This window comes from Streptomyces sp. NPDC101165 (assembly GCF_044768135.1).
Classification (GTDB): Bacteria; Actinomycetota; Actinomycetes; order Streptomycetales; family Streptomycetaceae; genus Streptomyces.
In genome coordinates this window covers 100,100-120,903 of sequence record NZ_JBIWPG010000014.1, presented here as the reverse complement: position 1 = coordinate 120,903, position 20,804 = coordinate 100,100, and the positions used below count along the sequence as shown (strand labels likewise).

At 71.4% G+C, this 20,804-nt stretch carries 22 protein-coding genes and 1 riboswitch; of the genes, 19 read left to right on the top strand and 3 right to left on the bottom strand.

The window, feature by feature from the left end; genetic code table 11:
• Positions 1-155 precede the first annotated feature (155 nt).
• From ACIRVH_RS28845 to ACIRVH_RS28835, 3 genes are all read left to right on the top strand, one after another.
• The gene (locus ACIRVH_RS28845; protein WP_403959166.1) at positions 156-2,240 is read left to right on the top strand and encodes an alpha-galactosidase; all 2,085 of its coding nucleotides are present in this window, start codon (positions 156-158) and stop codon (positions 2,238-2,240) included.
• Positions 2,241-2,543: 303 nt separating this feature from the next.
• Positions 2,544-2,706: riboswitch (cyclic di-AMP (ydaO/yuaA leader) on the top strand.
• Between the two features lie 4 nt (positions 2,707-2,710).
• On the top strand, positions 2,711-3,676 hold the full coding sequence (locus ACIRVH_RS28840) for a LysM peptidoglycan-binding domain-containing M23 family metallopeptidase (RefSeq protein ID WP_403958864.1): 966 nt from the start codon (positions 2,711-2,713) through the stop codon (positions 3,674-3,676).
• Positions 3,677-3,938: 262 nt separating this feature from the next.
• Complete coding sequence (locus tag ACIRVH_RS28835; protein WP_403958861.1) at positions 3,939-4,724, top strand: SGNH/GDSL hydrolase family protein; 786 nt, start codon at positions 3,939-3,941, stop codon at positions 4,722-4,724.
• 73 nt (positions 4,725-4,797) lie between these two features.
• Here ACIRVH_RS28835 and ACIRVH_RS28830 read toward each other — a convergent pair whose 3' ends face one another.
• Complete coding sequence (locus ACIRVH_RS28830) at positions 4,798-5,418, bottom strand: TetR/AcrR family transcriptional regulator (RefSeq protein ID WP_403958858.1); 621 nt, start codon at positions 5,416-5,418, stop codon at positions 4,798-4,800.
• A gap of 94 nt (positions 5,419-5,512) precedes the next feature.
• Positions 5,513-6,691, bottom strand: coding sequence for a Glu/Leu/Phe/Val dehydrogenase dimerization domain-containing protein (locus ACIRVH_RS28825; protein WP_403958856.1), 1,179 nt, complete (start codon positions 6,689-6,691; stop codon positions 5,513-5,515).
• A 181-nt stretch (positions 6,692-6,872) separates the two neighbouring features.
• On the opposite strand from ACIRVH_RS28825, the gene ACIRVH_RS28820 reads away from it, so the two are divergent.
• From ACIRVH_RS28820 to ACIRVH_RS28800, 5 genes are all read left to right on the top strand, one after another.
• The gene (locus ACIRVH_RS28820) at positions 6,873-8,054 is read left to right on the top strand and encodes an MBL fold metallo-hydrolase (protein WP_403958853.1); all 1,182 of its coding nucleotides are present in this window, start codon (positions 6,873-6,875) and stop codon (positions 8,052-8,054) included.
• 126 nt (positions 8,055-8,180) lie between these two features.
• Positions 8,181-8,873 (top strand): TetR/AcrR family transcriptional regulator, encoded by a 693-nt coding sequence (locus tag ACIRVH_RS28815; RefSeq protein WP_403958851.1) that lies wholly within the window; start codon positions 8,181-8,183, stop codon positions 8,871-8,873.
• Positions 8,874-9,040: 167 nt separating this feature from the next.
• Positions 9,041-9,349: a hypothetical protein gene (locus ACIRVH_RS28810; RefSeq protein WP_403958848.1), complete on the top strand. Its 309-nt coding sequence runs from the start codon at positions 9,041-9,043 to the stop codon at positions 9,347-9,349.
• A gap of 17 nt (positions 9,350-9,366) precedes the next feature.
• The gene (locus tag ACIRVH_RS28805; protein ID WP_403958845.1) at positions 9,367-10,440 is read left to right on the top strand and encodes a M14 family metallopeptidase; all 1,074 of its coding nucleotides are present in this window, start codon (positions 9,367-9,369) and stop codon (positions 10,438-10,440) included.
• Positions 10,441-10,713: 273 nt separating this feature from the next.
• Entirely contained in the window at positions 10,714-10,884 is a 171-nt protein-coding gene (locus ACIRVH_RS28800) for a hypothetical protein (protein ID WP_403958842.1), read from the top strand.
• 13 nt (positions 10,885-10,897) lie between these two features.
• Here ACIRVH_RS28800 and ACIRVH_RS28795 read toward each other — a convergent pair whose 3' ends face one another.
• Entirely contained in the window at positions 10,898-11,278 is a 381-nt protein-coding gene (locus ACIRVH_RS28795) for a hypothetical protein (protein ID WP_403958840.1), read from the bottom strand.
• A 392-nt stretch (positions 11,279-11,670) separates the two neighbouring features.
• Between ACIRVH_RS28795 and ACIRVH_RS28790 the strand changes: the two genes are divergently transcribed.
• From ACIRVH_RS28790 to ACIRVH_RS28740, 11 genes are all read left to right on the top strand, one after another.
• Positions 11,671-13,770 (top strand): ATP-binding protein, encoded by a 2,100-nt coding sequence (locus tag ACIRVH_RS28790; protein WP_403958837.1) that lies wholly within the window; start codon positions 11,671-11,673, stop codon positions 13,768-13,770.
• Positions 13,771-13,847: 77 nt separating this feature from the next.
• A complete protein-coding gene (locus ACIRVH_RS28785) occupies positions 13,848-14,282 on the top strand; it encodes a roadblock/LC7 domain-containing protein (protein ID WP_403958834.1) in 435 nt (144 codons plus the stop codon).
• Positions 14,283-14,284: 2 nt separating this feature from the next.
• Positions 14,285-14,656: a DUF742 domain-containing protein gene (locus ACIRVH_RS28780; RefSeq protein WP_393470319.1), complete on the top strand. Its 372-nt coding sequence runs from the start codon at positions 14,285-14,287 to the stop codon at positions 14,654-14,656.
• A complete protein-coding gene (locus tag ACIRVH_RS28775; RefSeq protein WP_403958830.1) occupies positions 14,634-15,233 on the top strand; it encodes a GTP-binding protein in 600 nt (199 codons plus the stop codon). Before ACIRVH_RS28780 ends, ACIRVH_RS28775 begins: the two co-directional genes overlap by 23 nt.
• Positions 15,234-15,294: 61 nt before the next feature.
• Positions 15,295-15,870, top strand: a complete 576-nt coding sequence (locus ACIRVH_RS28770) for a GAF domain-containing protein (protein WP_403958827.1) — start codon at positions 15,295-15,297, stop codon at positions 15,868-15,870.
• A gap of 192 nt (positions 15,871-16,062) precedes the next feature.
• Positions 16,063-17,091, top strand: a complete 1,029-nt coding sequence (gene tdh, locus ACIRVH_RS28765; RefSeq protein ID WP_403958825.1) for an L-threonine 3-dehydrogenase — start codon at positions 16,063-16,065, stop codon at positions 17,089-17,091.
• Between the two features lie 38 nt (positions 17,092-17,129).
• Entirely contained in the window at positions 17,130-18,329 is a 1,200-nt protein-coding gene (locus ACIRVH_RS28760; protein ID WP_403958821.1) for a glycine C-acetyltransferase, read from the top strand.
• 31 nt (positions 18,330-18,360) lie between these two features.
• Positions 18,361-19,263 carry a LysR family transcriptional regulator gene (locus tag ACIRVH_RS28755; RefSeq protein WP_403958818.1) on the top strand — a complete coding sequence of 301 codons (903 nt, stop codon included), beginning with the start codon at positions 18,361-18,363 and terminating at the stop codon, positions 19,261-19,263.
• Positions 19,264-19,309: 46 nt separating this feature from the next.
• Positions 19,310-19,882, top strand: coding sequence for a helix-turn-helix domain-containing protein (locus ACIRVH_RS28750; RefSeq protein ID WP_403958816.1), 573 nt, complete (start codon positions 19,310-19,312; stop codon positions 19,880-19,882).
• Complete coding sequence (locus tag ACIRVH_RS28745) at positions 19,879-20,409, top strand: GNAT family N-acetyltransferase (RefSeq protein WP_403958813.1); 531 nt, start codon at positions 19,879-19,881, stop codon at positions 20,407-20,409. The genes ACIRVH_RS28750 and ACIRVH_RS28745 overlap by 4 nt, the downstream gene beginning before the upstream one ends.
• Positions 20,410-20,439: 30 nt before the next feature.
• Positions 20,440-20,799, top strand: coding sequence for an MmcQ/YjbR family DNA-binding protein (locus ACIRVH_RS28740; RefSeq protein WP_403958811.1), 360 nt, complete (start codon positions 20,440-20,442; stop codon positions 20,797-20,799).
• Positions 20,800-20,804 lie beyond the last annotated feature (5 nt).

Here is a 20,804-nt window from a genome sequence, read left to right as displayed (position 1 = left end):
CGGCCCCGCCGGCGCGGCTCGTCGACGGGCACTCCGTCGACGATACGACATCGATTTCCTCGGGCAATGAGTTGTCCACAGGCGTTGCCACCAGGGGCTGCGGGGCCTAATGATGTTCGCACTTGAGCGGATCTGTTGGCACCTGTGAGGTCTCGATGGTGGACATCGCCGAAGACGGTCGTACGTGGCTCCTGTCGGGCCCCGGCAGCAGCTATGCGCTGCATCTCACCGGGGCGGACGAACTGCTGCACCTGCACTGGGGGCCACGGATCGAGCTCGCCGACGCCGAGGCCCTGGCGGTGAGCCCGCTGCCCGCCTACTGGCCCTTCGAGTCCCCGCTCGACGGCCGCGAGGAGTACCCCGTCGAGGGCGGCCCCCGCTTCGTCCGTCCGGCCCTGTCCGTGCGCACCGAGGAGCGGCGCGGCACCGAGTGGCGCTTCGTGTCGTTCGACACCGAGGGCGGCGCCGACGGTGACGAGCTGCGGCTGTGCTTCGACGACGACGGGCTCGCCGTCACCCTGCACTACCGGATGCGCGGGGACGTCGTGGAGCGCCGGGTGACCGTGGAGAACGGCTCGCACGCGCGCGCGGAGCTGCTGCGCGCCGACGCCGCGACCTGGACCCTGCCCGACCGCGAGGGCTGGCGGCTGTCCCAGCTGCACGGCCGCTGGGCCGCCGAGTCGCTGCTGACCACCGCGCCGCTCACCTACGGCGAGAAGATCATCGGCAGTCGCCGCGGCCACACCGGCCACCAGCACCTGCCCTGGGTCGCGCTGGACACCGACGCGACCGAGGAGCGCGGCGAGGTCTACGGCTGCGCGCTCGGCTGGTCCGGGTCCTGGCGGATCGCCGTCGCCCAACTCCCGGACGCGCGCGTGCAGATCACCGGCGGCGCCGGATACGACGACTCCGGCCTGCTGCTGCTCCAGCCGGGGGAGTCGTACACCACCCCCGTCTTCGCCGGCCTGTGGAGCGACGGCGGCTTCGGCGGGGCCAGCCGCACCTGGCACGCCTACCAGCGGGCGTACGTCATCCCGGACGCGGAGCAGGACCGGCCGGTGCTGTTCAACTCCTGGGAGGCGACCAACTTCGACATCTCCGAGGAACAGCAGACCGCCCTCGCCCGGCGGGCCGCCGAGATCGGCGTCGAGCTGTTCGTCGTGGACGACGGCTGGTTCGGTGCCCGGACCAGCGACCGGGCGGGCCTCGGTGACTGGACGCCCAACCCCGACCGCTTTCCGCACGGCCTCAAGCCCCTCGCCGACCAGGTGCACGGCCTGGGCATGCAGTTCGGCATCTGGGTCGAGCCGGAGATGGTCAACCCCGACAGCGACCTCTACCGCGCCCACCCCGACTGGGTGCAGTACGAACCGGGACGTAAGCGGACGGAACTACGCAACCAGCTCGTCCTCAACCTCGCCCGCGAGGATGTTCAGGAGTACCTCTGGGAGCAGCTGGACACCCTCCTGTCGAGCGCCCCGATCGACTACGTGAAGTGGGACTTCAACCGCTGCTTCACCGACGCCGGCTGGCCGGGTGAGCCGTACCCGCAGCGACTGTGGGTCGACCATGTCCGCGCCCTGTACGCCCTGCTGGACCGGTTGCGCGCCGCCCATCCCTCGGTCGCCTTCGAGTCCTGCTCGGGCGGCGGCGGGCGGATCGACCTCGGTGTGATGAGCCGCACCGACCAGGTGTGGACCTCCGACAACACCGACCCGCTCGACCGGCTCGCCATCCAGCACGGCTTCAGTCAGATCCATCCGGCGCGGGTCATGGCCGCCTGGGTCACCGACAGTCCGAACACCCAGCTCAACGGGCGGGAGAGCTCGCTGCGGTTCCGCTTCGTCAGCTCGATGGCCGGGGTGCTCGGCGTCGGCGGCGACCTGACCGAGTGGACCGGGGAGGAGCTGGCCGAGGCCCGTCGCTGGGTGGACCTCTACAAGGAGATCCGGCCGGTGGTCCAACGCGGCGACCAGTACCGGCTGCGGCCCCCGGCGGGCGGTCTCAGCGCCGTCCAGTACGTCCTCGGGGACGAGACCGTGGTCCTCGCTTGCCTCCAGGCGCAGCACTACGGCGAGCCGGTGCCGGCGCTGCGGCTGCGCGGACTCGACCCGAGGGCGTCGTACGAATGCCGCGAAACGGGCGAAGTGCACCGAGGGGCGGTACTGCTGCACCACGGGCTGCGCACCGGGCTGAAGAGCGACCTGGATGCGACGGTTCTCCGGCTACGCCGCATCTGAGCTGTCTGTCCCAATTGGAGCCTTCGTTCAAAGTCGACCTGAAATAAGGGAGTGTGGGGGATCGGCGCGTGAGGAGCGTCATATTCGTGACCGTGTGTCGCGCGTCATGTCCATGTAATCCCCATAAAGGCGAAGGAAATTGAAAAGGGGGGAGATTCAAGAATTCACGGAGAGTGACCGTGAATTCCCGAATTCGATCATTTGGAACCCCGACGCCTGGAACAAGGTGCTTGTCCGGGTGCGTCTTGCTCGCTTACGTTCGCCACCAATCCGGACGGAACGCCGAATCCTGCCGCCGCCCGGAGTCCCCACACACTTCACCCGTGTTCGGCAGGAGCGGGGGACCCACCAGGTATGACTGCCTGTCCCGGTCTCCGGGACAGGCTGGGGTGCAGCCGCGCACTGCGCGGCCGGGCAGCTCCAGCCCGAACCCGTCAGCTCACCTCGCAGGCGCCGGAGAGGAATGCGCCATGCCCGCGAAGGGTAAGCACCGCCGTCCCAAGCCCCCGCGTTTCACCCGCTCGATAGCGGTCGCCGGAACCGGCGGTGCCGCGCTGGCCCTGCCGCTCCTCGGGGCCACCGGAGCGCACGCCGCCACCACGCAGTCCGTTTCCGGAAAGGCCGTGCAGTCCCTTCCGGCCGTGGAAAAGGCGGCCGTGAAGAAGGCGGCCGCGCAGCGGAATTCGGGTGTGCGCACCTACCTGGTGAAGTCCGGCGACTGGCTCGCGAAGATCGCCGACGCGCAGCACGTCAGCGGCGGCTGGCAGCGGCTCTACGACGACAACCGGCAGGCCGTCGGCCAGAACCCCTCGCTGATCCACCCGGGTCTGAAGCTGTCGCTCGGCGCGAAGGCCGCCCGGCCGCACACCGAGCCCGCAGCCCCGGCGCCGGCATCCCCGTCCCGGTCCCAGTCCGGCCAGGCCTCCGGTGCCGTCACCGCACCCTCCGCGCCCTCCGCACCCTCCGCGCCCTCCGTGCCCGCCGCGCCCTCCGCACCCGCCGCGCCCTCCGCACCCGCCGTGCCCTCCACCGGCTACACCCTCCCGGTCGCGGGTGCCACCATCGGCACCAGCTACCACGTGGCCGGCAGCATGTGGTCCAGCGGCTACCACACCGGCGTCGACTTCGTCGTGCCGACCGGTACCCCGCTCAAGGCCGTCGCCGCCGGCACCGTCGTCTCCGCCGGGTGGGGCGGCGCGTACGGCAACCAGGTCGTCATCAAGCTGAACGACGGCTACTACGCCCAGTACGGCCACCTCTCGCAGCTCTCCGTCTCGGCCGGCCAGACCGTGACCGCGGGCCAGCAGATCGGCCTGTCCGGCGCGACCGGCAACGTGACCGGCCCGCACCTGCACTTCGAGATCCGCACCACGCCGAACTACGGCTCGGACATCGACCCGGTCGGCTACCTCCGCTCGCACGGCGTCGCCGTGTGAGGATCCCGCTCCGCGGGATCCCCTCTTTGAGAAACACCTGCCCTGACAAGCCGCCGAAGGCCGGACCCCGATCCCGGGGTCCGGCCTTCGGCGTGTGCGCACCGTGAACGCGCCTGACCGTGGCGTTATTCCTGGATTGGCCCATCATTTAAGGGTGTCTCATCTCACCGTTCGTCAACCCCTGCCTACGGTCGCGTAGGTCACATCCGAAGGTGAATCATGGTCCGACGTGGCAGACGATTCGAAGAATGACAACAGATCAGTGATCGGGTCGTACGTGGCGGTGGGGGACAGCTTCACCGAAGGCGTGGGCGACCCCGGCCCCGACGGGGCGTTCGTGGGCTGGGCCGACCGGTTCGCGGTACTGCTCGCGGACCGGCGTCCCGAGGGCGACTTCGCGTACACCAACCTGGCCGTGCGCGGAAAGCTGCTCGACCAGATCATGGCGGACCAACTCCCGAAGGCCGTCGAACTCGCCCCGGACCTCGTGTCCTTCTGCGCGGGCGGCAACGACATCATCCGGCCCGGCACCGACCCGGACGAGGTGGCCGAGCGCTTCGAGCGGGCCGTGTCCCAGCTCACCGAGGTCGCGGGCGCCGTGCTCGTGACGACCGGATTCGACACCCGTGGCGTCCCGCTGCTCAAGCATCTGCGTGGCAAGATCGCCACCTACAACGGGCACGTCCGCGCCATCGCCGACCGGTACGGGTGCCCCGTGCTCGACCTGTGGTCCCTGAAGTCCGTGCAGGACCGCAGGGCGTGGGACGACGACCGGCTCCACCTCTCACCCGAGGGGCACACGCGCGTGGCGCTGCGCGCCGGCCAGGCCCTCGGCCTGCAGATCCCGGCCGACCCGGAGCAGCCCTGGCCGCCGCTCCCGCCCCGGGGCACCCTGGACGTCCGCCGCGACGACGTCCACTGGGCCCGTGAGTACCTCGTCCCGTGGATCGGCCGCCGGCTGCGCGGCGAGTCCTCCGGGGACCACGTGACGGCGAAGGGCACCCTGTCGCCGGACGACATCAAGATGCGGATCGCGTCGGTGGCGTGACGGCCGACATCCGTGCCCCGCACCGCGATTCCGGCGGTGCGGGGCACATCCGTACCACCGCACGGACCGGAGCTCACCGCTCCCGCTCGGTCAACGCCTCCCGGCCCAGCCCGAGTTCCCGGGCCAGGGCCTCGTCCGCCCACTGCCGCGCCCGGGACCGCGGCACCGAGCCCGGGTACGACGTCAGCTGCACCGCGAGACCGTCGAGGAGCGCGGTGAGCCGCAGCGCCGCTCCCGCCGGGTCGGCGCACGCGAACTCGCCCGCCGCCACACCCTCCGCGATGACCTCGGTGATCGCCGCCTTCCACTGCAGGTCCAGGTCGAGGGTGACCTGCCGGAGGGCGGGCTCGCGCAGCGCCACCGCCCAGCCCTCGATCCACAGCCGCCAGCCCTTGGCCTGGCCTGTGGGCGCGTACCAGCGCACGGCGGACCGCAGCCGGCGCAGCGCGGAGGTACGCCGGTCCAGCAGCCCCCGCAGATGCGCGAGGTCGTCCGCGGCCGCGTAGGTGAAGGCCTCGGCGACCAGCTTCTCCTTGGTCGAGAAGTGGTACAGCACCAGCGCGTTGCTCACGCCCAGCGCGGAGGCCACGTCGGCGATCCGCACCGCCGCCACGCCCCGCGCCTCGATCTGCTCGATGGCGGCCCGCAGCAACTCCTCCCGCCGCTCGGCCACACTCAACCGCACTCTCGCCACGCGGTCACCCTAATCCGTCGCTCGGGGCCGCGCCGCAAGGGGCTGGCTCCCTCGGCCACTTCGGGTGCCGCGGGCCAGGGGCGCACGGCCTGTGTCAGCGGTACCAACCGAAGCGCTCCGCGATCACCGGCAGGCGGTCGGTGACCAGGGCGTGGGCGGCGGCGCGCGGGGTCGTACCGTCGGCCTCCGCGCGCGTGAGCATCATGTCGACCAGGGCGCGCATCGCACGGCGGATGTGCGCGAACGCCTCGTCGGCGTCCGGGCCGATGTCGCCGAACAGGGTCCACCACCACCAGGCGTTCGTGGCGGAGTTGACCACCACGTCCGGCAGTACGGTCACCCCGCGCGCGGTCAGCAGCGCCTCCGCCTCGGGCAGAACGGGCATGTTGGCCGCCTCGACGATCCAGCGGGCGGTGATCCGCTCCTGCTCGGCGGTGCCGATCGCGTACGACACCGCGGCCGGCACCAGCACCTTCGCCTCAGCGGACAGCCACGCGTCACCGGGCAGTTCACGGTCGCCGGGGCGCAGCACGGAGCGGTCGACCGTGCCGTAGGAGTCCCGCGCGGCCAGCAGCGCCTCCACGTCGAGCCCCTCCGGGTTGGCGACGGTCCCCTTGACGTCGGCCACGGCCACCACGGTGAGGCCCGCGCGCGCGAGGAAGCGGGCCGTGGCCCCGCCCATCGTGCCCAGGCCCTGCACGGCCACCCGGGTGCCCCGGTACGGCACCGACGCCCGGTCCAGGGCGGCCAGCACCGACTCGGCGACCCCGCAGCCGCCCGCCAGCTCGTCCAGGCCGATGCCGTCCACCTCGACCGCGAAGGCGTGCGCGAGCCGCTCGCGGGCCGCCGCCTCGTCGTCCAGCAGCGGGTACACGGCCTGCACGGAGGAGACCAGGCCTGCCTCCGCCGCCGCACGGTCCACCAGGTCCTGGGTGAGGCCCAGATCCTCGCCGGTGGTCCAGAAGCTCTCGATGTACGGGCGCATGGCCCGCAGATAGCGCACGAGCAGCCGGTACGCCCCGGGGTCCTGCGGATCGCAGTCGATGCCGCCCTTGGCGCCGCCGAGAGGGACGTAACGGCCTTCGGGGTTGTAGTGCAGGGCCTCCTTCATCGTCATGCCCCGGGCGAGTCCGGCGACCTCCTCCAGGGTGCAGCCGGGCCGCATCCGCAGCCCGCCGCTGGCCACGCCCCGCACCAGCCGGTCCACCACCAGGAAACCCCGGCGGCCGGTGATGTGGTCGGTCCAGACGAGCGACATCAGAGGGGCGGTCATGGGGTCTCCCGGTGAGTGTTACTGAATCGCGAGTCAGTATTCGGAGCCGGTGCACGGCCTGTCAACGTGCGACGGATGCTCAGCGGCGCACGCAGGACGCCGGCCTGTGACCCCGGCCACCCCGGCCTGTCGGAGGTGCCGACCATAATGGAGGACCTCAGCGACTCCACCAGGAGGTACCGTGACCGGTTTGCGTTCCCAGAGCTTCGGGCTCGGCATGCTTCAGCCCGAGGCCTTCGGCGCGGAACCGAGCGGTGAGCGCATGGCCCGCATCCGCCGCTCCCCCCACTTCAAGGACGGCGTCTTCCAGAACCCCGGCGGCACCGCCCGCACCCGGCCCTCCGGTTCCATGCTCGACTTCGCCAAGGTGTTCCTGGACAAGGACACCCGGCCGCTGCGCGCCCCCCGTGGCACCGTCCCGGTGCACGCCACCACCCTGGCGGACCTCGCCAAGCCGCCGGCCACGGGGCTGCGGGTGACCTGGATGGGGCACTCCAGCGTGCTCGTGGAGATCGACGGCCACCGTGTCCTGTTCGACCCCGTCTGGGGCGAGCGCTGTTCCCCGTTCCCCTTCGCCGGGCCCAAGCGACTGCACCCGGTGCCGCTGCCGCTGGCCGCGCTCGGCCCGGTCGACGTGGTGGTCGTCTCGCACGACCACTACGACCACCTGGACATGCCCACGATCAAGGCGCTGGCCGGCACGGACACCGTGTTCGCCGTGCCGCTCGGCGTCGGTGCCCATCTCGAGCACTGGGGCGTGTCCGCGGACCGGCTGCGCGAGCTCGACTGGCACGAGGCCACCAAGATCGGCGGACTCGCCCTGACCGCCACCCCGGCCCGCCACTTCTGCGGCCGCGGCCTGCGCAACACCCAGCACACCCTGTGGGCGTCCTGGGTCGTGGCGGGCGAGGAGCACCGGGTCTACCACAGCGGTGACACCGGCTACTTCGAGGGCTTCAAGGAAATCGGCGCGGCTCACGGCCCGTTCGACGCCACGATGATCCAGATCGGCGCGTACAGCGAGTTCTGGCCCGACATCCACATGACCCCCGGGGAGGGCCTGCGCGCCCACCTCGATCTCCAGGGCGGCGCCCCGCACGGAGTGCTGATGCCGATCCACTGGGGCACCTTCAACCTGGCCCCGCATTCGTGGGCCGAACCCGGCGAGTGGACCAAGGAGGCCGCCGAGGAGGCCGGTCAGGCGGTGGCGCTGCCCCGGCCCGGCGAGCCCTTCGAGCCCGCCGGCAAACTCCCCGCCGAGGCCTGGTGGCGAGGCGTCTCCGGAACCGTCCGCCGCACCTGGCGTGCGCTCGGGGCGCTGGCCGCCGAGCCCGGCGTGCGCAAGGGGCTCGACCACGGGTGATCGACGGCTCTGCGCATTTCTCCGGATAAAACGTACAATTATTGATGAAGTGTACGTCGTATCCGGAGTGCGGCCATGGCGCGGCGAGACAACCCAGAAAGACGGGGGCGCCTCAGCCGCCCACGCGTGCTCGCCGCGGCCGTCGCCCTGGTCGACCGTGAGGGGCTCGCGGCCCTGACCATGCGCCGCCTCGCCGCCGACCTGGGCGTGGAGCCGATGGCTCTCTACCGGTACACCGCCGGCAAGGAAGCCCTCCTCGACGGCCTCGTGGAGACATTCTTCGACGAGGTCAACGAGCGGCTGCGGACCTCGGCGCAGCAGGCCCGCGCAGACTCGGGCGCCGTACCGGAAGAACCGCCCTGGCGGGCCGAACTGCGCAGGATCGCCCAGGCGTTCGCGTATGTCGTGCACGCCCACCCCGAGATCCTCCCTGTGGTCGCCACCCGGCCGCTCGCCGTGCCCGTGGCCCGCCGCCCGCAGTCCTGGCTCCAGCTCACCGAGCACGTGCTCGCCGTCCTGGCGCGCGCCGGATTCGACGATCCCACCGTGCTCACCGTCTACCGCACCTTCGTGGCCTGGACCCTCGGCTGCCTCCTCGTGGACAAGCGCCAGGTGGTGGACGACAGCGCCGAGCCGGACCTCATGCTCCGGCTCGGCCTGCACCGGCTGCCCGCCGCCGACTACCCACGACTGCGCGCCCTCGTCCCGCACTTCGCCGAGTACGACGACGAGCGGGAACTGGCGGCCGGCCTCGACAGGCTGCTGAGCGGCCTGCCCGAGGTCCCCCTTGACGCCTTCTATCGCGGCGGAGCACCCTGAGAATACGACGTACATATATGGCGTAAATGCCATCAAACGTCATCCGGCGTTGTTCAACGTCACCGATTCAACGTCACCGATCGTCGAAATCCGCACGGTCCTCACACGCGGCACTCGCGCCGCCGGGTGGCCTTGTGGCGCGCCCGGCGGCGCCGGAAGAAGCGGTCATGTCCAGCACATCCCAACCCGTCCTTCGCGTGCGCGTCACCGCCCGGGACGAGGAAACCCTGCGCGCCCTCCTGCGCGACGCGCATCCCGACGTCGGCGGGAGCCCCCGCCGAGCCGATGACGGCAGGTGCAGCATCGACGCCTACGTCACCGCCGAACAGGCCGAGGCCCTCGAACGCGACGGGGTGTCGGTCACCACGGTCGAGAACGCCACTGCCAAGGGACTCGCCCGCCAGGCCGAAGTCGGCGAGGGGGACCGGTTCGCCCCCGACGACGCCGTGCCGCACGGGCTGGCCGTCAAGGCATAGCGCCCGGGAGGAGCGCCATGACGTACCTGAACATCACCGAGGTCGAGTCCGCCGTGACCAGCCTGGCCACCGCCTTCCCGGCCACGAGCCGACTCATCGACCTGCCCGAACCCTCGGTCGAGGGCCGCGCCGGTCACGCTCTGCGGATCGGCGCAGCCCCGGCCGGGACCCGCGACTGCGCCGTCCTGATCGGCGGCGTCCACGCCCGGGAATGGGGCAGTTGCGAGATCCTGGTCCACTTCGCCGCCGACCTGCTGGAGGCGTACGACGCGGGAACCGGCCTGATCTACGGAGGGACGAGCTTCACCAGCGACCAGGTGCACAGGATCCTGGACGAGCTGGAGATCGTCGTCTTCCCGCTGGTCAATCCCGACGGCCGGCTGCACAGCCAGACCGCCGAGCCGATGTGGCGCAAGAACCGCAACCCGGCACAGTCGGACGGCGACCCCGACCGCATCGGCGTCGACATCAATCGCAACTACGACTTCCTCTTCGACTTCCGTACCGCGTTCGACCCGGACGCGGCTCCCCGCGTCTCCGACGACCCCGGCGAACTCGTCTACCAGGGGCCCCACGCCTTCTCGGAACCCGAGACCCGCAACGTCCGCTGGCTGCTCGACACCTACCCGCGCACCCGCTGGCTCGTCGACGTGCACAGCTACTCCGAGGACATGCTGACCGTCTGGGGCGACGACGAGAACCAGTCCGCCTCCCCGGCCCAGAACTTCCTCAACCCGGACTTCGACCACCGGCGCGGATTGTCCGGTGACACGTACGCCGAGTACCTGCCGAAGTCCGACGCCGACGACGCCGTGGTGCTCGCCGAACAGTTCTGCACGGCACTGAACGGCGTACGGGGCCGTGCCTACACCCCGATGTCCGCCTTCCACCTCTACCCGACCTGTGGAACCAGCGACGACTACGCCTACTCCCGGCACCGCGCCGACGAGCACAAGGGCAAGATCCTCGGCTTCACCATCGAGTGGGGCGACGAACCCGGCGGCTTCCACCCGCCGTGGCCGGAGATGGAGCGGATCATCCTGGACGTCGACGCAGGGCTGGTCCAGTTCTGCGCCACGGCACTCGACTGACACCCCCACAGCAGGAGTCGAGGCGCCCGCCGTGCGGGTGCCTCGACCACGACCGGGTCCAGGGCCCTTCCTGCGGGCGCATGATCCGGCGGGCGGCGCTTGGCCCCCGCGTGGCCCGCCGTCCCGGGATCGGCGGGCCGGCGTCTCGAAGGACGCCGACGCGGGGTAAGCGGAACCTACTCTTTCGATTGTTGAAACGGAAGCCCCTACTCCCATTGACCCTCGACCTGCGCAGATGCAACCTGGTCCGCACGCGCAGCGAGGGAGCACAGCATGAGCCGAGCCACCGACACACATCGCGTCATCGAGTACTGGACGGACCGGGACACCCACGTGATCTTTCCCGTCGAGCGAAGCGAAGAAGTCGACCGCATGAGCGATGCCCAGTTGATCTCGAAGTACGGCAACCCCGAGGACGGGGTTGCCACGCGCATCGTCCACTAGTGCAGGGGACCGGTCACCCGAGATCTGCCTCGGCGCGGGCCACCTCTGCGTCGTACTCGTTCGCGTCGAAGTCGAATTCCAGCAGTCGGCCCTCCCCGTGGGGAACCTGCCAGCCGGACCACTGGACGACATTCGCCATGCGCTGCACGACCACGGTGGGGAAGCCGCAGCACCCCCCGGTGCACTCCGGCTCGCCCAACTGCACACGGCGCGGCTCGGACGTCGCCCGCAGCGGGCTGGGGAGCCCGACGGGAAACGCTTCCGCTGCCAGGGGCCCTCGGCCCCCAGGGCCCAGCACCTGCTCCATCACGTCCTCGCCGTTGACCCAGAAGCGCAGTTGGGCAGGGAAGCGCGGTCCCGGCGGCAGCACCGTGATCTCCAACCGATCGAACATCAGGCCACCCTATGGCTGCCTGGGCGACTTTTGTCCAAGCCTGAGTCAAGGCCACGACTGATACTCTCCGTGACAATTTCTCGAACCGGGTGGAGGGTGGCCGGAGTGCTTCGGTGGGGTCCTTGTGCCTCATGCCGGGATCGAGGTGAAGGGGGGAGGGCTCCGGCGTTCGGATCGGCCCCTCGTCGCCGTGACCACTTTTGAGCAGGTCTTTTCGATCTCTTTCGGGTCGGATCGATGAGTGTGGCACGGTTATCGGTCTGTCGTACGAAGCCTCATACCAGAGCGGGACCCTCTCCGGGTGACTTTGTCAACTGCCCACCGCACTTGATGCGCAGGCGACTACTGTGAGTGTCCGGATGGCAGCCCGACGGACCAGTACGAGGACGCAGATGTCTCACCTCCGTGCACCGGCCGCCCGCGCCGACCGCCGTGAGGGCGGCCGGCACGGACGACCGGTCGCCCGACCCGTTCCCGCACTGCCCGAGACGCACATACGGCCTCAGCTCATGCGGCTCGCCGTGCTGCCGCCCGTCGCGGTCGCGCTCAGCGCCAGTGCGGCGGTCCTGTTCAGCATCCGCTCCACCGGCGTACGCCCCGCGCCCACCCTGTGGGCCGTGCTCGCCGGAGCGGTCGCGGTGACCGTCGCGGGCATCATGATCGCCGCCGTCGCCGCGGACCGGGCCGCCCGCTCGGTCAGCGACCGTGTCGGCGCCCTGCGCCGCAGCGCCGCACGCGGCGAGGCCGATCTGCGTGCCCTTGTCGAGGCGCTGCGCCACGGCGAGACCCCGCCGCAGCGGGGGCCGCGCCGCCGGCCGCCGCAGGACGCCGACGACTTCGAGCTGCTCGCCGCCGACCTGGCCCACGCGTACGACGGCGCCGTCACCGCCGTCGTGCAGGCCAGCAAGCTCTCCAGCCAGGCGGGCAGCGAGCAGAAGCTCGAGGTCTTCGTCAACCTCGCACGGCGGCTCCAGTCCCTGGTGCACCGGGAGATCTCGATCCTCGACGACCTGGAACACGAGATCGAGGACCCCGCACTCCTCAAGGGCCTGTTCCACGTCGACCACCTGGCCACCCGGATCCGACGGCACGCCGAGAACCTCGCCGTGCTCGGCGGCGCCGTCTCCCGTCGGCAGTGGAGCAACCCGGTGAGCATGACCGAGGTGCTGCGCTCCGCCATCGCCGAGGTCGAGCAGTACTCCCGGGTCAAGCTGGTGCCGCCCATCGACGGCGAACTGCGCGGCCACGCCGTCGCCGACGTCATCCACCTGCTCGCCGAACTCGTCGAGAACGCCACGGTGTTCTCCGCCCCGCACACCCAGGTGCTGCTCCGCGCCAACCTCGTCACCTCCGGGCTCGCCGTGGAGGTCGAGGACCGCGGACTCGGCATGCCGGTCGGCGAACAGAACAAGATGAACGCCCTGCTGGCCGACCCCGACCAGGTCAATGTCGCGAGCCTGCTGGCCGACGGCCGGATCGGCCTCTACGTCGTCTCCCAGCTCGCCCGGCGCCACGGCATCGGCGTGCGCCTGCAGACCAACATCTACGGCGGTGTGCAGGCCGTACTCGTGGTCCCGGAGGCGTTGTTGGGCACGACGCGGGGTGTACCCGGGGCAGCACCGCAGCCCCAGGACACGGTGCGGAGCCCGCAGGTGCCCCAGCAGGGGCGTCCGGCATCCGTGGAGCACCGGCCGGGAACCGTGGCCGGGGCGGGCCCGGTGGGCGCGGCCGGCACGAGTGACCCGAGCAGCGCCCGGGCCGGAGGGCAGGGCGGGACAGGACCGGACCCGGCGGCCGGACGGCGGCGGCACGCGCCGTACGGATCCGAGCACAGCGGTATCCCCGCGCACGGAGGCATGCAGAACGGGGATGACCGGAACGGGGGTTCACCGGCTGCGGGCTCGCCACCCCCGCTGCCCGTGCGCGGCACGCATGAACAGCGGCCCAACATCGCCGAGGCCGTCCCCGGCGTCAACGCCGAGGACCGGTCGGTGCTCGAAGCCCACGCGGGCACCCTGCCCAGCCCGCGCACCGGTGCGGTCCGCGGCACCATGGGCAAGCCCCAACTGCCCCGCCGGCGCGCCCAGGAGCACATCGTTCCCCAACTGCGCGGCGGCCCGGTTCCCCGCCAGGACGGCGACGTCGTCCCGGGCCACGACCCCGGCCTGATGGCGGCCTTCCAGCGCGGGATCGGACTGGCCGAGGCACAGCAGAACATGGAGTCGGCATACGGGGATTCACCCCGTGCGGAGGCCGCACGCGGGGTGCCCGGACACCTGGACGCCGGCCCGGCCCACAGGACACCGGCCACGGTGTCGCCCCAGGTGCGCCCCACACACGTCGACGCAAACCCCTTGGGCACCAACCCCATGGCTGCCCACCCCATGGACGCGGCCAACCCACTGGCCCAGACGCCCATATCCCAGATGCACACGCACGCGCCCGTGTCCGAGGGCACCGGCCGGTCCGACGGGAGCGCACCGGCCGGATGACCACCCTCGTCAGTCCCGCACCACCCCCCACCCCCAGCGCTCCCGCTGACCTTCGTACCTCAAGGAGTCGATCCACCATGGCGAGCGACGCGCCGACCGCCCAGGCATCCGACCTCGACTGGCTGCTGAGCGGCCTAGTGCAGCGCGTACCGCACACCAACAGCGCGGTGCTCCTGTCGTGCGACGGACTGGTGAAGTCCGTGCACGGCCTAGACCCGGACAGCGCCGACCACATGGCGGCCCTGGCCTCAGGCCTCTACTCCCTCGGCCGCAGCGCGGGGATCCGGTTCGGCGACGGCGGGGACGTCCGCCAGGTCGTCGTCGAACTCGACTCGACGCTGCTGTTCGTCACCACCGCCGGTTCCGGCACCTGCCTCGCGGTGCTCGCCGGCCGCGAGGCCGACGCCGCCGTGCTCGGCTACGAGATGGCGATGCTGGTCAAGAGCGTCCGCCCGTACCTGGTGACTGCGCCCCGGCAGCACGCCGTCGAATCCACGGCGATGAGGCCTTGAACGTGGCCGCAGCCGGCGACGGACCCTGGCTCGACGACGCGGCCGGACGGCTGGTGCGCCCGTTCACGGTCAGCAACGGCCGCACCGAGCCCAGCATCGCCCTCGACCTGATGTCGCAGGTGATGGCCACCGGTGTCACCCCGCTCGGCTACCTCGGCCCCGAGCACGCCCAGGCGCTCGACCTGTGCCGCGCGCCCGTCTCGGTGGCCGAGGTGGCCGCGCATCTGAAACTGCCCGCCGTGGTCACCAAGGTGCTCCTCTCGGACCTCGTCGACTGCGGGGCGCTGACCACCAAGCCCCCCGCGTTCCACCACAACCCCACTGACCGGTCTCTGCTGGAGGCAGTGCTCGATGGACTACGACGACAGCTCTGACCCGTTTCCGACCGCCCTCAAGATCCTGGTGGCGGGCGGGTTCGGGGTCGGCAAGACCACCTTCGTGGGAGCGGTCAGCGAGATCGCCCCGCTCAGCACCGAGGAGCTGCTCACCACGGTCAGCGCCGCCACGGACAACCTCGACGGCATCGAGAACAAGGTCGAGACGACGGTCGCCATGGACTTCGGCCGGATCACCCTCGATCCGGAGCACGTCCTGTACCTGTTCGGCACGCCGGGGCAGGAGCGGTTCTGGTTCATGTGGGACGAGCTGTCGGAAGGGGCGCTCGGCGCGGTCATCCTCGCCGACACGCGCCGTCTGGAGGAGTGCTTCGCGGCCGTGGACTTCTTCGAGGAACGCGGCCTCGCCTTCATCGTCGCCATCAACGAGTTCGACGGCGGCTACCGGTACGACCCGCAGGAGGTGCGCGTGGCCCTCGACCTCGACCCGGAGATCCCGGTCGTCTGCTGCGACGCCCGCATCTCCAGCTCCGGTGTGCAGACCCTGCTCACCCTCGTACGCCACCTCATCGCCCACGCCCCGGCGCCCGCGCCGAGCCACGGCGCCCACATGTGATCCAGCCATACCGCCCACGGAGCCGCCCCATGCGACACGCCCACAGCGCCGGAGCCCGGCCATGAGCTACGAGCCGCCCCGACCGGTCCGGGGTCTGCTGCTCACCCCCGAGGACAGGGAGGCGCCCGCCCGCATCTCCCGACTGCGCCGACTCGGCCTGGGGGAGCGACCCGAAGCCGCTCTCGACGCCTTCGCGCATCATCTCGCCCAGCTCACCGGCGCGCCGTACGCCATGGTCAACTTCGTCGGCGAGGACCACCAGTACTTCGCCGGCCTGCGCACCCCGGTGGCCGCGCCGGTGGTCCGGGAGGACGGCAGCAGGCCCGAGGTCGGCCGTGTCCTGCCGCGCGACCACGGCTTCTGCCCGCATGTGGTGGTCCGCCGCAAGGCCCTGGTGCTGGAGGACGTCTGCGACTATCCCCGCTTCGCCGGCAACCCGGTCGTGGACGAGTACGGCATCCGCTCCTACCTCGGCGCCCCGCTCATCGACAGCTCCGGCATGGCGCTCGGCACCGTGTGCGCCTTCGACGTCGCCCCCCGGGCCTGGGGGAGGTCCGGGCTGGAGACCATCAAGGCGCTGGCCGCCGAACTCGTCGTACGCATCGAACGGTCCGAGGCCGACGGGCTGCCGATCTGAGGTGCCCGCGGGGACCGACACGACCGTGGGAATCCGGGAGGCGTGAAGGAAAGCTGAGGCCGCGGTTAAGAAAAGCTCGATGGACCCCGGCTCGCGCGTCCGGCAGATTGCAGGGTGATTCCACCCCTCTGACCTGGTGCGGGCTGCTTCGGTATGCCTGCGGCCGGGACCTCACCCACAGGAGCCGTAGCGTTGAAGGCGCTGGTCAAGGAGAAGGCGGAGCCCGGCCTCTGGCTCGCGGACGTACCCGAGCCCGAAATCGGTCCCGGGGACGTACTGATCAAGGTCATGCGGACCGGTATCTGCGGCACCGACCTGCACATTCGGGCCTGGGACGGCTGGGCGCAGCAGGCCATCAGCACTCCGCTCGTGCTCGGGCACGAGTTCGTCGGGCAGGTCGTCGAGACCGGCCGCGACGTCACCGACATCCGGGTCGGCGACCGGGTCAGCGGCGAGGGCCACCTGGTGTGCGGCAAGTGCCGCAACTGTCTGGCCGGCCGCCGTCACCTGTGCCGGGCGACCATCGGCCTCGGTGTCGGCCGGGACGGTGCGTTCGCCGAGTACGTCGCGCTGCCCGCGTCCAACGTCTGGGTGCACCGCGTCCCCGTCGACCTCGACGTCGCCGCGATCTTCGACCCGTTCGGCAACGCCGTGCACACCGCGCTGTCCTTCCCGCTGGTCGGCGAGGACGTCCTGATCACCGGTGCCGGGCCGATCGGCCTCATGGCGGCGGCGGTGGCCCGCCACGCCGGCGCCCGCAACGTCGTCGTCACCGACGTCAGCGAGGAGCGCCTGGAGCTCGCCCGCAAGATCGGCGTGAGCCTCGCCCTGAACGTCTCCCGGACCTCGATCGCCGACGGGCAGCGGGAGCTGGGTCTGCGCGAGGGCTTCGACATCGGCCTGGAGATGTCCGGCCGCGCCGAGGCCATGCGGGACATGATCGCCAACATGACGCACGGCGGCCGGATCGCGATGCTCGGCCTGCCCGCCGAGGAGTTCCCGGTCGACTGGTCCCGGATCGTCACCTCGATGATCACCATCAAGGGCATCTACGGCCGGGAGATGTTCGAGACCTGGTACGCGATGTCGGTCCTGCTGGAGGGCGGCCTGGACCTCGCCCCGGTGATCACCGGCCGGTACGGCTACCGCGACTTCGAGGCGGCCTTCGCCGACGCGGCGAGCGGCACCGGCGGCAAGATCATCCTGGACTGGACTGCGTAACCCCCTTCTTCCGCCAGCACCTTCAGAGGAGCCCCCTCATGTTCAGCTCTGTCCGTGACGACCTGCGTGCCACCCTCGACGAGATCCGTGCCGCCGGCCTGCACAAGCCCGAGCGGGTCATCGACAGCCCGCAGTCCGCGACCGTCAACGTCAGCGCCGGCGGCCGCCCCGGCGAGGTCCTCAACTTCTGCGCCAACAACTACCTCGGCCTCGCCGACCACCCCGAGGTGATCGGCGCCGCCCACCAGGCCCTGGACCGCTGGGGCTACGGCATGGCCTCCGTGCGCTTCATCTGCGGCACCCAGGAGGTGCACAAGGAGCTGGAGGCGCGCCTGTCCGCGTTCCTCGGCCAGGAGGACACGATCCTGTACTCCTCCTGCTTCGACGCCAACGGCGGTGTCTTCGAGACCGTGCTCGGCGAGGAGGACGCGGTGATCTCCGACGCCCTCAACCACGCCTCCATCATCGACGGCATCCGCCTGTCCAAGGCCCGCCGCTTCCGCTACGCCAACCGCGACCTCGCGGACCTGGAGGCCAAGCTCAAGGAGGCGACCGAGGGCGGCGCGCGGCGCAAGCTGATCGTCACCGACGGCGTCTTCTCCATGGACGGCTACGTGGCCCCGCTCGGCGAGATCTGCGACCTCGCCGACCGCTACGACGCGATGGTCATGGTCGACGACTCGCACGCCGTCGGCTTCGTCGGCCCCAGCGGCCGCGGCACCCCCGAGCTGCACGGCGTCATGGACCGCGTCGACATCATCACCGGCACCCTCGGCAAGGCGCTCGGCGGTGCCTCCGGTGGCTATGTCGCCGCCCGCGCCGAGATCGTCGCCCTGCTGCGCCAGCGTTCCCGCCCGTACCTGTTCTCCAACACCCTGGCCCCGGTGATCGCCGCCGCCTCCCTGAAGGTCCTCGACCTGCTGGAGTCGGCCGACGACCTCCGTGTCCGGCTCACGGAGAACACCGCACTGTTCCGCCGCCGGATGACCGAGGAGGGTTTCGACATCCTCCCCGGCGACCACGCCATCGCCCCCGTCATGATCGGCGATGCGGCCGAGGCGGCCCGTATGGCGGAGCTGCTGCTGGAGCGGGGCGTGTACGTGATCGGCTTCTCCTACCCGGTCGTCCCGCAGGGCCAGGCCCGCATCCGCGTGCAGCTGTCCGCCGCGCACTCCACCGAGGACGTCGACCGGGCCGTGGACGCCTTCATCGCCGCCCGCGCGGAGCTGGCGGCCTGACCAGTGCGGACACCCTGAGATAATTGGTCCCATGATCGAAGCCCGGCGGCTCCACATCCTCCGTGCGGTGGCCGACCACCGCACGGTCACGGCGGCAGCCGCCGCGCTCTATCTCACCCCGTCCGCCGTCTCCCAGCAGCTGGCGGCCCTGGAGCAGGAGACCGGGCACCGCCTGGTCGAGCGCAGCGCCAAGGGCGTACGGCTCACCCCGGCCGGCGAGATCCTGCTCGGCCACACCAACGCGGTCCTGGCCCAGCTGGAGCGGGCCGAGGCGGAGCTTGCGGCCTACGGCTCGGGGGAGGCCGGCACGGTCACCGTGGCCGCCTTCGCGACCGGCATCGCCCAGGTGGTGGCGCCCGCGGTGGCCCGCCTCGCGGCCGCCGCGCCCGGCATACGCATCCGCGTCCAGGACGCCGAGGGCGACGCCAGCCTGCCCATGGTCCTGGACCGGCAGGTGGACGTCGCGGTCGCCGTCGAGTACCGCGGGGCGCCGCCCGCCGACGACCCCCGGCTCACCCACGTGCCCCTGTACGCCGAGCCCTTCGACGCGGTCGTCCCGCTCGGCCACCGCCTCGCCGACGCCCCCGAGGTTCCGCTGGCGGAGCTGGCCAAGGACCCGTGGATCGGCCCGTACCCCGGCAACCCCTGCCACGACGTGGTGGTCCTCGCCTGCGAGAGCGCCGGGTTCCAGCCCCGCCTCGAACACTCCTCCGACGACTTCCGTGCCGTCGTCGCCCTGGCCTCGGCCGACGCGGGCGTGGCCCTCGTGCCGCGCTCGGCCCTGCGCGGCATGGACCTCACGGGTGTCGTCGTCCGCCCCGTCGACGGAGTGGCCCCGACCCGACGGGTCTTCGCGGCCGTACGGCGAGGAGCCGAGGGACACCCCCTGATCCGCCAGGTGCTGGAGGCATTGGGGGAGGCGGCGCAGGCGTGAGCCTTCCGTAACATGCGCTTCTCATATCCGGGATAGCGTCCCGGATATGAGAAGCGAAGATCCCGACCCCGTCGACGCCCGGATCGGTGCGCGGCTGGCCGAACTCCGGGCTCGACACGGCTGGTCCCTGGGGGAGCTGGCCGAGCGCAGCGGAGTGAGCAGGTCGACCCTGTCCCGGGCCGAGCGCGCGGAGATCAGCGCCACCGCGGTCGTCCTCAACCGCGTCTGCCACGTCTACGGACGCACCATGTCCCAGCTGCTCAGCGAGGTCGAGGCGGAACCGGCCCCGCTGGTGCGGGCGGCAGAGCAGCAGGTGTGGCAGGACCGCGCCTCCGGGTTCGTTCGCCGGTCCGTGTCCCCGCCGCACGCCGGCCTGCGCGGCGAACTGGTCGAGGGCCGGCTCGCCCCGGGCGCCGACATCGCGTACGACCGCCCGCCCGTGTCCGGCCTGGAACAGCATCTGTGGGTCCTGGAGGGCGCGCTGGAGGTGACCGTCGGCGACACCGGCCACCGTCTCGACGCGGGCGACTGCCTGCGGATGCGGGTCTTCGGGCCGACCAGGTTCCGCTGCGCCGGGCCGGAAGGGGCCCGCTATGCGCTGGCGGTGGTGCGACCGTGAGGGTGCTGCGCTGGAACGAGGCCCAAGTACGGGACGGCAGCGAGGAGTTGGCGGGACTGCTGGCCGACACCGTGGCCGGGGGCGCCTCGGTCGGCTTCCTCGCGCCGCTCGGGCGGGCGGAGGCGGCCGCCTGGTGGCGGGAGCGGGCCGACGCGGTGGCGACCGGGCGGCTGGCGGTGTGGGCGGCCGTGGACGACACGGACCGCGTCGCCGGCACGGTGAGCCTCGCCCTGCCCGACAAGCCCAACAGCCGCCACCGCGCCGAACTCGTGAAGCTGATGGTGCACCGGTCCGCGCGCGGGCAGGGCCTCGGCCGCAGACTCCTCACCACCGCCGAGGACGAGGCAGCCGCCACCGGCATCACCCTCCTGCACCTGGACACCGAGACCGGCAGCCCGGCCGAACACCTCTACCGCTCGGCCGGCTGGACCGAGGCCGGCACCCTCCCCGACTACGCGGCGAACCCGGCGGGCGAACTGCGCCCGACGACCCTCTACTACAAGCGGGTGGGTCCGCCGACCGGGTGACTGTCAGTGGCAGGGGCTACCGTGCGTGGCATGCCGGACGCTGAAGACGTACGCCGTATCGCCCTGTCCCTGCCGGACACCACGGAGAAGATCGCCTGGAGCATGCCCACGTTCCGGGTGGCCGGGAAGATGTTCGCCACGCTGCCCGAGGACGAGACGTCCATCGCCGTGCGCTGTCCCAAGGAGGAGCGCGACGAACTGGTCATGGCCGAGCCGGCGAAGTTCTGGATCGCCGACCACGAGGCCCAGTTCGCCTGGGTGAGAGCGAGACTCGCCGCGTTGGAGAACGAGGACGAGCTGCGCGACATCCTCGCCGACTCCTGGCGGCAGGCCGCCCCGCCCCGACTCCTGGATTCCTACCCGGAGTTGGGCCTGCCCGGCGGCAGCTGAAAATC

Bases quoted from the DNA above. Each gene is read 5' to 3' on its own strand.
- ACIRVH_RS28760 (WP_403958821.1), top strand. From the start codon at position 17,130: ATGTTCAGCTCTGTCCGTGACGACCTGCGTGCCACCCTCGACGAGATC.
- ACIRVH_RS28775 (WP_403958830.1), top strand. From the start codon at position 14,634: ATGGACTACGACGACAGCTCTGACCCGTTTCCGACCGCCCTCAAGATC.
- ACIRVH_RS28790 (WP_403958837.1), top strand. From the start codon at position 11,671: ATGTCTCACCTCCGTGCACCGGCCGCCCGCGCCGACCGCCGTGAGGGC.
- ACIRVH_RS28840 (WP_403958864.1), top strand. From the start codon at position 2,711: ATGCCCGCGAAGGGTAAGCACCGCCGTCCCAAGCCCCCGCGTTTCACC.
- ACIRVH_RS28740 (WP_403958811.1), top strand. From the start codon at position 20,440: ATGCCGGACGCTGAAGACGTACGCCGTATCGCCCTGTCCCTGCCGGAC.
- ACIRVH_RS28800 (WP_403958842.1), top strand. From the start codon at position 10,714: ATGAGCCGAGCCACCGACACACATCGCGTCATCGAGTACTGGACGGAC.
- ACIRVH_RS28810 (WP_403958848.1), top strand. From the start codon at position 9,041: ATGTCCAGCACATCCCAACCCGTCCTTCGCGTGCGCGTCACCGCCCGG.
- ACIRVH_RS28770 (WP_403958827.1), top strand. From the start codon at position 15,295: ATGAGCTACGAGCCGCCCCGACCGGTCCGGGGTCTGCTGCTCACCCCC.
- ACIRVH_RS28825 (WP_403958856.1), bottom strand. From the start codon at position 6,691: ATGACCGCCCCTCTGATGTCGCTCGTCTGGACCGACCACATCACCGGC.
- ACIRVH_RS28755 (WP_403958818.1), top strand. From the start codon at position 18,361: ATGATCGAAGCCCGGCGGCTCCACATCCTCCGTGCGGTGGCCGACCAC.
- ACIRVH_RS28750 (WP_403958816.1), top strand. From the start codon at position 19,310: ATGAGAAGCGAAGATCCCGACCCCGTCGACGCCCGGATCGGTGCGCGG.
- ACIRVH_RS28785 (WP_403958834.1), top strand. From the start codon at position 13,848: ATGGCGAGCGACGCGCCGACCGCCCAGGCATCCGACCTCGACTGGCTG.
- ACIRVH_RS28795 (WP_403958840.1), bottom strand. From the start codon at position 11,278: ATGTTCGATCGGTTGGAGATCACGGTGCTGCCGCCGGGACCGCGCTTC.
- ACIRVH_RS28805 (WP_403958845.1), top strand. From the start codon at position 9,367: ATGACGTACCTGAACATCACCGAGGTCGAGTCCGCCGTGACCAGCCTG.
- ACIRVH_RS28845 (WP_403959166.1), top strand. From the start codon at position 156: ATGGTGGACATCGCCGAAGACGGTCGTACGTGGCTCCTGTCGGGCCCC.